We start from the raw sequence: 12227 nt of genomic DNA on the forward strand, positions 1-12227 counted from the left end.
CGCCGCACACGATACGTGATCGAGGTGGCGGGCCGTCATCTCCAATGTGACCCACACTATACTGACCGAACGATCGTTTGGTAAGGTGCGGCCCGAACAGATCCCGCAGCACCTGCCGAACCCCTTGGAGTCGACGATGACGACGACGACCGAAGCACCGCCGCGTGACGACCAGCAGGTCTTCGACGCACTGATCGAGGCGGACTCCCGCGTGGAGCCGCGCGACTGGATGCCCGACGCATACCGCCGCACCCTGGTACGCCAGATCTCCCAGCACGCGCACTCCGAGATCATCGGGATGCAGCCCGAGGCGAACTGGATCACGCGCGCCCCCAGCCTCAAGCGCAAGGCCATCCTCATCGCCAAGGTGCAGGACGAGGGCGGGCACGGCCTCTACCTGTACTCGGCCGCGCAGACGCTCGGCGCCTCGCGCGAGGACATGCTCGACCAGCTCCACGCAGGCAAGGCCCGCTACTCCTCGATCTTCAACTACCCCGCCCGCACCTGGGCCGACATGGGCGCCATCGGCTGGCTCGTCGACGGCGCCGCGATCTGCAACCAGGTCGCGCTGTGCCGCACCTCCTACGGCCCCTACGCCCGGGCCATGGTGCGCATCTGCAAGGAGGAGTCGTTCCACCAGCGGCAGGGGTTCGAGATCCTGCTCGCGCTCTCGCGCGGCACCGAGGAGCAGCACCAGATGGCCCAGGACGCCGTCGACCGCTGGTACCGGCCCGCGCTCATGATGTTCGGCCCGCCCGACGCCGAGTCGCCCAACTCGCGGCAGTCGATGGCGTGGAAGATCAAGCGCGTCTCCAACGACGAGCTGCGCCGCCGGTTCGTCGGCATGTGCGTGCCGCAGTTCGAGGCCCTCGGGCTGACGATGCCCGACCCCGAGCTGCGCTTCGACGAGGAGACCGGCCAGTGGGAGCCCGGCCCGATCGACTGGGACGAGTTCCACGAGATCCTCGCCGGCCGCGGCCCCCTGAACGCCGAGCGCATGCGACGCCGTCGTGCGGCGCACGACGAGGGTGCGTGGGTCCGCGACGCCGCGGCCGCCTACGCCCGCAAGCAGACCGAGCGCCCGGCACCGGCCGGCGCGAGCAACCACAAGGAGGTGGCGGCGTGACCACGCCTGGCTACAGCGAGAAGGAGTCCTGGCCCCTGTGGGAGGTGTTCGTCCGTGCCGGGCGAGGCCTGTCCCACGTTCACGTCGGCTCGCTGCACGCACCCGACGCGACGCTCGCGGTGCGCAACGCGCGCGACCTGTACACGCGCCGCCGCGAGGGCCTGTCGATCTGGGTGGTGCCCGCCGCGGCGGTCACCACGAGCGACCCCGACGCGCGCGACGAGTGGTTCGAGAGCCCGGCGGGCAAGAACTACCGGCACGCCGTCTACTACACGCACGCCGAGGGGGTGCGTCACCTGTGAGCGCCACCCGCACCGCGGACGACGTCCACGGCGACATCCACCGCGACGTCCACGGCGACATCCACGGCGACGTCCACGTCGATGCCGTCGAGCTCGACCCCGAGCTGGTCGGTGCCGGCGGCGCGGACGCCGACCACGACGTCGCGCAGTACGCCCAGTGGCTGGGCGACGACGCCCTCGTCCTCGCCCAGCGCCTCGGTGCCTGGATCTCCCGCGCGCCCGAGCTCGAGGAGGACATCGCGCTCGGCAACATCGCGCTCGACCTCGTCGGCCAGGCACGGTCGCTGCTGCACCACGCCGGCACGGCCGACGGGCGCAGCGAGGACGACCTCGCCTACTTCCGCGACGAGACCGAGTTCCGCTCGAGCTGGCTCGTCGAGCAGCCCAACGGGGACTTCGCCGCCACCATCGCGCGCCAGCTCGTCGCCTCGACGTACATGCACGAGCTGTACGCGCGCCTCCAGCACGCGAGCGAGCCGACGCTCGCGGCGATCGCCGCCAAGGCGGTGCTCGAGGTCGCCTACCACCGCGACCACGCCGTGCAGTGGACGCTGCGCCTGGGCGACGGCACCGACGAGTCCCGCCGCCGCATGGTCGCGGGGCTCGACGCCGTGTGGCCCTACGTGGACGAGCTGTTCGCCGACACCCCGCTGATCGACCGCCTGGGCGACCGTGCCGTGCGCCCGTCCACGCTGCGCGAGCCCGTGCTGGCCGCGCTGCGTGACGTGCTGCGGCAGGCGGGGCTCGCCGAGCCCGACCTCCCCCCGGCCCCGTGCGGCGGTCGCGCCGGCCGGCACAGCGAGTACCTCGGCTACATCCTGGCCGAGATGCAGGTGCTCGCCCGGCAGCACCCCGGTGCGTCGTGGTGACCAGCATCGACGGCGAGGTCGCGCGCGCCTGGCAGGCGGCCGCCGCCGTCGTCGACCCCGAGGTGCCCGTGCTGACCATCGAGGATCTCGGCGTGCTGCGGTCGGTCACCGTGACGGGCGACACCGCGCGCGCGGCGATCACCCCGACGTACTCCGGCTGCCCCGCCGTCGACGCCATCCGCTGCGACGTCGCCGACGCGCTGCGCGGTGCCGGCTACCGCGACGTCAGCGTCGACGTCGTGCTCGCCCCCGCGTGGTCCACCGACTGGATGACCGACGCCGGCAAGCACAAGCTGCGTGCATACGGCATCGCGCCCCCGTCGGGCCGGGCCGCGCACTCCGGGCCCGTCCCGATCGCGCTGTCCGTCCGCTGCCCGCGGTGCGGTTCGCTGTCCACGCGCGAGATCGCGCACTTCGGCTCGACCTCGTGCAAGGCGCTGTACGAGTGCTCGGCCTGCCTCGAGCCGTTCGACTACTTCAAGGTGCACTGATGACGACCACCGCGACCCCCACCCGCCGCCGCGCCCGCTTCCACACCCTCCGGGTGACGCGGGTGCGGCCCCTGACGACCGACAGCGTCGAGGTCACGTTCGCCGTGCCCGGCGCGCTCGCCGACGACTACGACTACGCGCCCGGGCAGTACGTGGCCCTGCGCGCCACCATCGACGGCCAGGAGGTGCGCCGCAGCTACTCGCTGTGCCGGCCCCCGCAGGCCGGCGAGATCGCCGTGGCGATCAAGCGCGACCACGGCGGACTCTTCTCCACCTGGGCCAACGACGTCCTCGCCGCCGGTGCCGAGATCGACGTCATGAGCCCGCAGGGCACGTTCACCAGCGACCTGCGCGACCTGGACGGCAAGCACCTGGCCGGCATCGCGGCCGGCTCGGGCATCACCCCGCTCATGGCGCTCGTGCGCAGCACGCTCGACGGCTCGCCGACGGCGCGCGTCAGCCTCGTCTACGCCAACCGCTCCACGCCCGACGTGATGTTCCTCGAGGAGCTCGCCGATCTCAAGGACCGCTACCCGGACCGGTTCGCGCTGCACCACGTGCTCACGCGCGAGAAGCGCACCGCCCCGCTGCTGTCGGGCCACCTCGACGCCGACCGCCTCGACGCGGTGCTGAACGGCCTGGTCCGCCCGCAGACCGTGGACGAGTGGTTCCTGTGCGGGCCCCTCGGCCTGGTGCAGACGTGCCGCGACTCGCTCGACCGCGCCGACGTCGACCGGACCCACGTGCGCTACGAGCTGTTCACCACGGGCGAGCCCGGCGACGGCCCTCGCCGCGCCGCGCCGGTGACGACCGGCGACGGGCCGAGCGTCCAGATCGACTTCACGCTCGACGGGCAGTCGGCGCGGGTCACCACCCCCGTCGACGCGCGCGAGACGATCCTCGATGCCGCGTTGCGCGTGCGGCCCGACACGCCGTTCGCGTGCGCGGGCGGGGTGTGCGGCACGTGCCGGGCGCGCGTGATCGAGGGCAGCGTGCAGATGGCCGAGAACTACGCGCTCGAACCGGAGGAGATCGAGCGCGGGTACGTGCTCACGTGCCAGTCGCACCCGACGACGCCGTGCGTCGTCCTCGACTACGACGTGTGAGGGGGGACGCCATGATCAGGCTCACGCTCGACGGCGACGCCGGTGTCGCCGAGATCGTCCTCGACGCCCCCAAGCGGCTCAACGCCATCGACGAGACCGGGCTCAGAGAGCTCGCCGACGCGCTGGCGAGGGCACGCCGCGCCCGGGTGCGCGCCCTGGTGCTGCACGGCGTGGGGCGCGCATTCTGCGCGGGGCGCGACATCGCGGGCGTCGACCCGGCGCTCGACGACCCGCTGCAGTTCCTCGGCGTCCACGTGGCCCCCGTGATGCGGAGCCTGGCCGAGTTCCCCGCCCCGACCTACGCCGTCGCGCACGGCGCGTGCCTCGGCGTCGGACTCGGGCTGCTCATCGCCTCCGACGTGGTGCTCGTCGCCGACGACGCCAAGATCGGCTCCCCGTTCGCCGGCATCGGGGCCACGCTCGACTCGGGCGGGCACGCGCTGTTCTACGAACGGCTCGGCGCGCACCGCACGCTCGACCTCGTGTACTCGGGCCGGCTCATGACCGGGGCCGAGGCCGTCGCCGCAGGCCTGTTCTCACGCGTCGTGCCCGCCGAGGAGGTGCTGGAGGAGGCACGGTCCGCGGCACGCGCCGCCGCGTCCGGCCCCACCCAGGCGTTCGTCGCGAGCAAGCGCCTCGTGGCCGAGCTGCGTGACCGGCGGATCGGGCTGTGGACGTCGATGGACGCCGAGAACCGCGCGCAGGCCGTGCTGTCCGACACCGACGACTACCACGAGGGGTTCGCGGCGTTCCAGGCCAAGCGGGCCCCGCAGTTCACCGGCGCGCCCCTGGCGTCCCGAGCCCACTGAGGCCGTCGACCCGGCGCGTGGCGCCGTCGCCCTTTCACCGCATCAGCGCGACGACGCGGGGTGACGGCTCCACGCGCAGCTCGGCGCGCAGGCGGCGGCGGAACGCGTCGAACGTGCGCCTGGCCTCGACGACGCTGCCCTCGGCCAGGTGCAACGAGATGAGCAGCATCGCCGGCTCCTCGCGCAACGGGTCGAGCTCCGCCGCCGCCTCCGCCGCCGCGATGGCCCACGACGTCTCACCCAGCCGTGCGAGCTCACGCGTCAGGTGCTCCAGAGCGTGCAGGCGCTGACGCTGCAGGCGCCGGCGCTCCTGCTCGACCCACTCGTCGAACTCGCCCAGCAGAAGCTCGGGCCCGACGATCGCGTGCAACGCGTCGACCGCGCGCCGCACCGTCAGCCGCGCCCCCGACAGGACGTCGTCACAGTGGGCGCGCACCTCGTGGACGTCCACCGCGAGCCCCGGCACCAGCCCCAGCGAGCCCGTGCCGACGACGAACCCGCCCGGCAGCACCTGCTTGAGCGTGCGCAGCGACTGCCGCAGGCTCGCGCGGGCGCGGTCCTCGGGCACCTCGGGCCACAGCGTCCCGGCGATGTGCCCGCGCGGGCGCGATCCCTGGAGCGCGAGCAACGAGACGAGCAGGCGCTCGCGGTGCTGGAGCGGGACGGCCGCGCCGCAGCGCTTCACCGTGACGTCCCCGAGCAACGTCACGCGATAGTCACTCCAGGCCGCCTCGCGCCGTGCGGCGGCGGCTTCCACGGTCATCGCCATGAATCGCACCCCGAGTAGTTCGACTCGCACCCCGAGCACCTCCCGCACCCCGGCGCGAAGTGGTCGGCCCTCATGGACAAGAGGGGGCGGGAGCGCGTTCGTGACACGGCACGCCGCGGCTCACGAACACCGCCACGGTAAGGCGGCGCTGCGGCGCACGACAGCCCATGTCACGCGCAGATCACGGTCCGATCACGCCCGCCTCACACGATGGTGACGCACGCACGACGCCCGGGTCACGGGCGCCCGCCTACCGTCGCCTCGTCCCGACACCGTGGGAGAGGGGGTGACAAGCAATGAACGAGATCACGTTCCTCGAGCTGGAGGGCGAGTCGACCGAGCTGCTTCCCGAACGGGAGACGCTGCTGTGGAACACGAACATCTTCCGCACCAACTACGCCAGTGTCGTCGCGTCGAACTCCTCGCTGGCCCTCAACGCCGCGTCGCTGTTCTCCGCGGCATCCAGCAACGCGCTGCAGTCCATCACCGTCGCCCAGGGCTGACCTGCCGGCGCCATGAACGCCCGGTGTCGCCGTGCCGTGGACCCGCGCGGCGCGCAGGGAGCCTCCCACCCCGAGGGCACGCGAGCCGTGCCTGCGGGCGGCGGCACCGGGCCTGTCCAGGAAGTGAGCTGCCATGCACGACCTCATCTCGGGCGACGAGCTCGCCGCGCAGAGCGTCGAACTCCTCCCGGAACGCGAGACGTTGTTCCTCTTCCGGGGCTTCTCGCCGGTCAGCGTCAACGTCGCGCCCGTCGTCGCCGTCAACGTGAGCCTCGCCCTGAACGCCGCGACGATCGGGTCGACGGCCGCCAGCGACATCCTCCAGGGCCTGTCCCTCACCCTCGGGCGCTAGCCCGTCAGCGCGACCACCGGCGCCGGACCGATCTGCGGCGCCGGCGGTCACGCCCCGGAGCAGACCATGACCGCCACGGCCCTCCCGCGTCACGTGCCGCCGCCTGCGCCGCAGCCGGTGTCGCCGTCCGTGCGCGCCGAGCCCCGCTGGGCGCGGCCCGCCGGGACGGCGCTGCTCGGGCGCGTGTCCGGGTCCGGCCTGGCCAGGCCCGCGTACCTGGTGCGCCGCCCGGACGGGCAGGTCGTTCAGGTCTCCGAGCTGGTCAACACCGTGCTCGCGCGCCTCGACCCGCGTCGCACCGCCGCCGAGGTCGCCGCGGCCGTCTCGAGCGCCTACGGGCGCACGCTCACCGCCGACGGCCTCCACCACCTCGTCACCATGAAGCTGCGGCCCGCGGGCCTGGCCGACGACGCCGCGACGCAGCGCGCGCCGGGCCCGGCCGCTCCGCGCTCGGCGCCGCTGCTGAGCCTCGCGCTGCGCGGCACGGTCGTCCCCGCGCGCGCGGTGCGCCGTGTCGCCCGCGTGCTCACCCCCACGTTCCATCCGGCCGTCGTGGCCGCCGTGCTCGCCGCCTGGGTCGCCGTCGTCGTCGCCGTCGTGCTGCGCGCGCAGGTGCTCGACGCCGTCGCGACCGTGCTTCGGACACCCGCCGTGCTCGTGGGCGTCTTCGCGCTCATGACGTTCTGCGAGCTGGTCCACGAGCTGGGCCACGCGGTCGCGTGCTCGTCCTCGGGTGCGACGCCGGGGCGTGTCGGCGTCGGCGTCTACCTGCTCGCGCCCGCGTTCTTCACCAACGTGACGGACTCCTACCGGCTCGGCCGGGCCGGGCGGCTGCGCACCGACCTGGGCGGCCTGTACTACACCGTGTGGTGCATGCTCGCCGTCGCGATCGCGCAGCTCGCGACCGGCGACCCGGTGCTGCTCGTCGTGCTCGTGCTCCTGCACGTCGAGGCCGCAGAGCAGCTCCTGCCGGCCGTGCGGCTCGACGGCTACTACGTGCTCGCCGACCTCGCGGGCGTCCCCGACCTGTTCGGGCGTGTCGCTCCCGTGCTGCGCTCCGTCCTGCCCGGCCGCGCCGTCGACCCTCGCGTGGCCGACATGCTGCCGTGGGCGCGGCGGGCCGTCACCGCGTGGGTGCTGCTCGTGGTGCCGCTGCTCGCGGGCGGGCTGGTGTGGCTCGCCTGGCACGTGCCGCAGCTCGCGCGCACGCTCGCCGACGCCGTCGCGCACCAGTGGTCCCTGCTCGACGCCGCACTGGTGGCCCACCAGTGGCCGGGCGTCGCCCTCGGGCTCGTCTCGCTCGCCCTGCTGGCCGTGCCCGTGGCCGGAGTGGCGGCGTTCGTGGCCCGCATCGTGCAGACGGCCGCCGCCCTCGTGCGCCGCCGGTACGCCCACACCCGGCACGAGGGCCGCGACCGCGAACGATCCAGGAGGCAGATCATGGACGCGATCACCACCCCGGGCGCCCACACGGGCCCCGGACGAGCCGACGACGACGCAGGCCCGGGTGCTCCGCGCCCGCCCGCGGCCGTCGCCGACCCGTGGTTCACTCCCGAGCTCCCGAGCTGGTCCTCGGGGTTCGACCTGCTCGCCGCCCTCGGCCGCGAGCCGGCCGTGCCCGGGCAGAAGCGCGACGCCGCACGTGCGCCCGCGTTCGACGACGCCCGGCACCTCGACGCAGGGCCGGGCGCGGCACCAGCCCCGCCGGCCCGCACCGCTGGTCTCGCCGTCATCCCAGCGGCCGCTCGGACGACCACTCTCGACGGCGGCCCCGAGGGCGGCCCCGACGGCGGTGCTGCACGCGGCCCCGAGGGCGGCCCCGGCGACGGCACCCGCCTGAGCGGTCTCACCGCGGCCGACCTGACCGACGCCACCGTGCTGGGCGCCCCGCGCCGGGTCGCCGCGACCGGCTGGCGTCGCGCCGTGCGCGCCGGCACGCACGGCGCCGTCGCTCTCGGCCCCAGCCGCGCCGAGCTGCGCCACGAGGCCGTGCTCGACCGCGTCCGCACGCCCATCGACGGGACCCGCCGCGTGCTCGTCATGAGCCGCAAGGGAGGTGTCGGCAAGACGTCCGTGACCGTCGGGCTCGGCGCGACGTTCGCGAGCCTGCGCGGGGACCGCGTCGTCGCCGTCGACGCCAACCCCGACGCCGGCAACCTGGCCCGGCGCATCGCGGGGGACTGCGACCGCACCGTCACCGACCTGCTCGCCGACGCCGACCGGATCGACAGCTTCTCGACGATGCGCCGCTACACCTCGCAGTGCCCCGAGTCGCGCCTGGAGGTGCTCGCGTCGAACGACGACGCCCGCATCACGCAGGCGCTCGACCGCGCCGCCTACGAGCGCGTCGTCGGCCTGCTCGACCACTACTACAACCTGGTGCTGCTCGACACCGGCACAGGCATTCTCGACAGCGCCAACCAGGGCCTGCTCGCCGAGGCGGACGAGCTCGTGCTGGTGCTGCGCCCCGCGCTCGACGGCGCCCGCGCCGGCGCGCAGACGCTCGACTGGCTCGAGGAGCACGGTCACGGGAACCTGGTCGGCACTGCCGTGGTCGTCGTCAACGGGGTGGCCGACCCGGCAGACCCGGCCGTCGGCATCGTGCGCGAGCACTTCGAGCAACGGTGCGCGCACGTGGCGCTCGTCCCGTGGGACAAGACGCTGCTCGCCGGCGGGCGCACCACGCTGGGCGCGCTCGCCCCGCGCACACGTGAGGCGTTCATGCAGGTCGCGGCCGCACTCGCCGACTCGTTCCACGAGCGCGGGAGGGCCGACCGGTGAGGGCCCCCGGTACCGCGACGTCGAGCGTCGCCGTGCTGGTGGCGTCCGCGCTGCTCGCCGGGGCGGCCTGGCTCCCGCAGGCGCCCTGGTTCCCGCACGCGTCCTGGTCCTGGGGGACGCAGTCCGACGTCGAGCTGGTCGCGACGGCGCACACCGACGTCGGACGCTCGGCGCTGACCGACGCGCGGGGCCGCACCTTCGCCGTGCGCGACGGCGGTCACGCACGGGCGACGGCGACGGCGTCGGCCCTGTGCGACGGGTGCGCCGGCCGGGCGGCGACCGTCGAGGTCGTGTACGTGCCCCGCGGCGGGGCGACGGCCGACAACGTGGCCGCCGCGTGGGCGTCGGGCGGGTCGGGGACGGCCAGCGCGGTGGCCGTGCAGGTCGTCGTCCAGCGGCCCGGCACGGGCGTGACCGCGAGCAACCGCGCGCTCGCCGTCTCGGCCGACTGCGCGGGATGCACCGCCGAAGCCGTCGCGGTGCAGGTGGTCGTGCTCACGCGGCTCGACCGGACGGTCTCTGCGCGCACCCGGGCGCTGCTCGAGAACCTCGCGGACGTGCTCGGCACTCCGGTGCCGGACGGGCCGCACCTGCGCCGGTCGCACCACAGCGGGCCGTGGGCGCGCGGGGCGGCGTTCCCGGCGCCCGACGGCGCGCGCGGCCGGTCGCCATGGGCCGCGACACTGCTCGCGCCCGCGCCGCTCGCCCGACCGGTGGTGCTGGGCGAGCGGGTGGTGCTGGGGGCGTCGGTGCCGTCGGGGGAGCAGGAACGGCTGGGGGACCCGGCGTCGTCGGGCTCGCCGCCGCCGACCGCCGCGCCGGACGAGCCGGTCGCCCCGGCTCCCGCACCGGGGGAGGGTCCCGACGCCGGGGACTCACCGGAGCCTCCGCCGGGCCCAGGGACGCCGGGCCCGTCACCCTCCACGTCGCCCGTCGTCCCCAGCCCGGCGCCGTCGCCTGCGGTGATGCGGCCCCTGCCCGCGCCCGACGATCCCACGCCGAGCGCGGCCGAGGGGGCGCTCGACGCGGTGCTGGCCCAGCTCGCGAGGGACTACATGACGGGGGCGGTCACGGTCGACGTCGACGAGGGATGACACGTGGCCGCTGGTCGCGGTCGCTCGCGGCCCCCGCACACGACGAAGCACCCGCCCGGGCCACGGCCCGAGCGGGTGCTTCGTGTGTGCCGCGCAGGCGGCAGGTCGGGGCCGGTCAGCCCTTCACTGCCCCCGAGAGGCCGTTGACGATGTGCTTCTCCATGGTGAGGAAGAAGATCAGCGCCGGGATCATGGCGAGCGAGGTGAACGCCATGATCATCGTCGTCGAGGACGAGAACTGGGTCTGGAACGCCTGGACACCAAGGGGAGTGTGACAGACGCGTTCATCCCGAAGATGTTGACGTTGGCGCCACCGACGCGCAGCACGAACAGCGGGAGCATGTACGCGTTCCACGAACCGACGAACGCGAGCACGCCCACCGTGACCATGCCCGGCTTCGCGAGCGGGAGCAGGATGCGGAAGAAGAAGCCGGTGCGCGTCGTCCCGTCGAGGGCCGCGGCCTCCTCCAGCTCCTTGGGGATGGCCTTGATGAACGGGGTGAGGATGACCACCGTCGTCGGCAGCGCGAACGCCACCTGCGGGATGATCACACCCGCCCAGGTCCCGATGAGGCCGACGCTCTGCAGGATCATCCAGGTCGGCAGGATGGCGATGGTCGCCGGGAACATGAGGCCGGCGGCGAAGATGCTGAACAGCACCGGGCCACCCTTCATGTTGAACCGGGCGATCGCGTAGGCGACCGAGACGCCCAGGACGACGACGAGCGCCGTCGTGATGAGGGCGATCGACACCGACGCGATGACCTGGCCGAAGAACATCGGGCCGAACCGCGTCGTCGGGTCGAGGATCTGGCCGTAGTTCGACCAGACCCACGGGTCGGGCAGGCCGCCCGGGTTCAGCAGGAGCTGCGGGTTGGTCCGGAAGCCGCCGAGGACGACGAACAGGACGGGCCCGATCGACAGCGCGAGCGCCACGAGGGCGACGAGGTAGACCCACGGCTGGCTCCAGGAGAACACCCGCTTGTGGCGGATCTCCGGTGTCGCCTCGGAGGTGCGGTCAAGAGTCACAGCGGCCACGTCAGGACTCCTTTCCGATGTCGCGGCTGAGGATGAAGCGCTGGTAGAGCAGCGCGACGATCAGCGTGATGACGAACAGCACGATGGCGATCGCTGAGCCGTAGCCGACGCGGTTGCGGTTCATGCCCTGGTCGACCATGAAGGTCGCCATGGTGTGCATGCCGGTGCGGCCAGGCTGCTGGCCGGTGAGGATCCACACCATGTCGAAGAGCTGGAACGACCCGATGAGGGACAGGAACGCCCAGATGCGGATCGTGGGGCCCAGCAGCGGGATGGTGATCTTGCGCTGGGTCTGCCACCACGTGGCGCCGTCGATCGCGGCGGCCTCGTTGAGCTCCTCGGGCACGCCGGACAGGCCGGCGAGGAACAGGATGATCGCCAGGCCCACGTACTTCCAGGTCAGGATGGCGAAGACGGCCCAGAAGGTGCGCGACCCGAGGATCGCGAACATGCCGGCGTCCGCCGGTGCGGCGCTGGTGTCCATGAGCCACTGGAAGTTCGCGAACTGCTCGAACCCGAGGCGGGTCAGCCAGTCGTTGACCGCACCCTGAGGCGAGAGCATGAGGCTGAAGATGACGCCGGTGATGACCTCGGAGAGGACATACGGCACGAAGATCATCAGCCGGAAGAATCCACGGAACCGCATCTTGCGGTTGAGCAGCAGCGCGACACCGATCGCGATGGGTCCCTGGATGAGCAGCGACATCACGGCGATGAGGAAGTTGTTGCGCACCGCGTGCCAGAACCACGGCTGGCCGAGGGTCTCACCACGTCCCGTGGTGAAGATCTCCGTGAAGTTCTGGAACCCGACGAAGTCGCGGATCGGACTGGTCGGCGTGCCGTTGAACAGCGAGAGGACGACGGCGTAGCCGATCGGGACGAAGACGAAGAGCACGAAGACGAGGAGCGCCGGCCCGGTGAACCCGATCACCTCGAGGCGCCCACGCCGCCGGCGTGCCCGCGCCGCCTTGCTGAGCGTAGGGGTAG

13 protein-coding genes are annotated in these 12227 nt (G+C 73.4%); 10 read left to right on the forward strand and 3 right to left on the reverse strand.

Annotation, left to right across the window (positions count from 1 at the left end; all coding sequences use genetic code 11):
* The first annotated feature begins 136 nt into the window (after positions 1–136).
* Genes paaA through ET495_RS17000 form a run of 6 tightly spaced genes read left to right on the forward strand, consistent with a single transcriptional unit; the run spans position 137 to position 4703 of the window.
* Positions 137–1126, forward strand: a complete 990-nt coding sequence (gene paaA, locus ET495_RS16975; RefSeq protein ID WP_129205754.1) for a 1,2-phenylacetyl-CoA epoxidase subunit PaaA — start codon at positions 137–139, stop codon at positions 1124–1126.
* Positions 1123–1428, forward strand: coding sequence for a 1,2-phenylacetyl-CoA epoxidase subunit PaaB (paaB, locus tag ET495_RS16980; RefSeq protein WP_129205755.1), 306 nt, complete (start codon positions 1123–1125; stop codon positions 1426–1428). Before paaA ends, paaB begins: the two co-directional genes overlap by 4 nt.
* Positions 1425–2297 carry a 1,2-phenylacetyl-CoA epoxidase subunit PaaC gene (gene paaC, locus ET495_RS16985; protein ID WP_425471165.1) on the forward strand — a complete coding sequence of 291 codons (873 nt, stop codon included), beginning with the start codon at positions 1425–1427 and terminating at the stop codon, positions 2295–2297. Before paaB ends, paaC begins: the two co-directional genes overlap by 4 nt.
* Complete coding sequence (gene paaD, locus ET495_RS16990; RefSeq protein WP_162616524.1) at positions 2291–2788, forward strand: 1,2-phenylacetyl-CoA epoxidase subunit PaaD; 498 nt, start codon at positions 2291–2293, stop codon at positions 2786–2788. The genes paaC and paaD overlap by 7 nt, the downstream gene beginning before the upstream one ends.
* A complete protein-coding gene (gene paaE / locus ET495_RS16995) occupies positions 2788–3894 on the forward strand; it encodes a 1,2-phenylacetyl-CoA epoxidase subunit PaaE (protein WP_129205756.1) in 1107 nt (368 codons plus the stop codon). Before paaD ends, paaE begins: the two co-directional genes overlap by 1 nt.
* Positions 3895–3905: 11 nt before the next feature.
* Positions 3906–4703: an enoyl-CoA hydratase/isomerase family protein gene (locus ET495_RS17000; protein WP_129205757.1), complete on the forward strand. Its 798-nt coding sequence runs from the start codon at positions 3906–3908 to the stop codon at positions 4701–4703.
* Positions 4704–4737: 34 nt separating this feature from the next.
* On the opposite strand, the gene ET495_RS17005 is transcribed toward ET495_RS17000, so the two are convergent.
* Positions 4738–5466 carry an AfsR/SARP family transcriptional regulator gene (locus tag ET495_RS17005; RefSeq protein WP_162616525.1) on the reverse strand — a complete coding sequence of 243 codons (729 nt, stop codon included), beginning with the start codon at positions 5464–5466 and terminating at the stop codon, positions 4738–4740.
* 302 nt (positions 5467–5768) lie between these two features.
* Here ET495_RS17005 and ET495_RS17010 point away from each other — a divergent pair, with 302 nt between their 5' ends.
* The 4 genes from ET495_RS17010 to ET495_RS19280 all read left to right on the forward strand — a co-directional run bounded on the left by ET495_RS17010 (position 5769) and on the right by ET495_RS19280 (position 10202).
* Positions 5769–5975 carry a hypothetical protein gene (locus ET495_RS17010; RefSeq protein WP_129205759.1) on the forward strand — a complete coding sequence of 69 codons (207 nt, stop codon included), beginning with the start codon at positions 5769–5771 and terminating at the stop codon, positions 5973–5975.
* Positions 5976–6108: 133 nt separating this feature from the next.
* On the forward strand, positions 6109–6327 hold the full coding sequence (locus tag ET495_RS17015; protein WP_129205760.1) for a hypothetical protein: 219 nt from the start codon (positions 6109–6111) through the stop codon (positions 6325–6327).
* 66 nt (positions 6328–6393) lie between these two features.
* Positions 6394–9108, forward strand: a complete 2715-nt coding sequence (locus tag ET495_RS17020; protein ID WP_129205761.1) for a MinD/ParA family ATP-binding protein — start codon at positions 6394–6396, stop codon at positions 9106–9108.
* A complete protein-coding gene (locus tag ET495_RS19280) occupies positions 9105–10202 on the forward strand; it encodes a hypothetical protein (RefSeq protein WP_129205762.1) in 1098 nt (365 codons plus the stop codon). The genes ET495_RS17020 and ET495_RS19280 overlap by 4 nt, the downstream gene beginning before the upstream one ends.
* A gap of 216 nt (positions 10203–10418) precedes the next feature.
* Here ET495_RS19280 and ET495_RS17030 read toward each other — a convergent pair whose 3' ends face one another.
* Positions 10419–11240: a carbohydrate ABC transporter permease gene (locus tag ET495_RS17030; protein ID WP_245993176.1), complete on the reverse strand. Its 822-nt coding sequence runs from the start codon at positions 11238–11240 to the stop codon at positions 10419–10421.
* A gap of 1 nt (position 11241) precedes the next feature.
* Positions 11242–12171, reverse strand: coding sequence for a carbohydrate ABC transporter permease (locus tag ET495_RS17035; protein ID WP_245993178.1), 930 nt, complete (start codon positions 12169–12171; stop codon positions 11242–11244).
* Between the last annotated feature and the right edge of the window lie 56 nt (positions 12172–12227).

This window comes from Xylanimonas allomyrinae (genome assembly GCF_004135345.1).
Lineage (GTDB): Bacteria > Actinomycetota > Actinomycetes > Actinomycetales > Cellulomonadaceae > Xylanimonas > Xylanimonas allomyrinae.

What these genes read in the sequence shown, in the direction of transcription:
- paaA (WP_129205754.1), top strand. Translation starts at nt 137, where the DNA reads ATGACGACGACGACCGAAGCACCGCCGCGTGACGACCAGCAGGTCTTC.
- paaE (WP_129205756.1), top strand. Translation starts at nt 2,788, where the DNA reads ATGACGACCACCGCGACCCCCACCCGCCGCCGCGCCCGCTTCCACACC.
- ET495_RS17000 (WP_129205757.1), top strand. Translation starts at nt 3,906, where the DNA reads ATGATCAGGCTCACGCTCGACGGCGACGCCGGTGTCGCCGAGATCGTC.
- ET495_RS17005 (WP_162616525.1), bottom strand. Translation starts at nt 5,466, where the DNA reads ATGACCGTGGAAGCCGCCGCCGCACGGCGCGAGGCGGCCTGGAGTGAC.
- ET495_RS17010 (WP_129205759.1), top strand. Translation starts at nt 5,769, where the DNA reads ATGAACGAGATCACGTTCCTCGAGCTGGAGGGCGAGTCGACCGAGCTG.
- ET495_RS17015 (WP_129205760.1), top strand. Translation starts at nt 6,109, where the DNA reads ATGCACGACCTCATCTCGGGCGACGAGCTCGCCGCGCAGAGCGTCGAA.
- ET495_RS17020 (WP_129205761.1), top strand. Translation starts at nt 6,394, where the DNA reads ATGACCGCCACGGCCCTCCCGCGTCACGTGCCGCCGCCTGCGCCGCAG.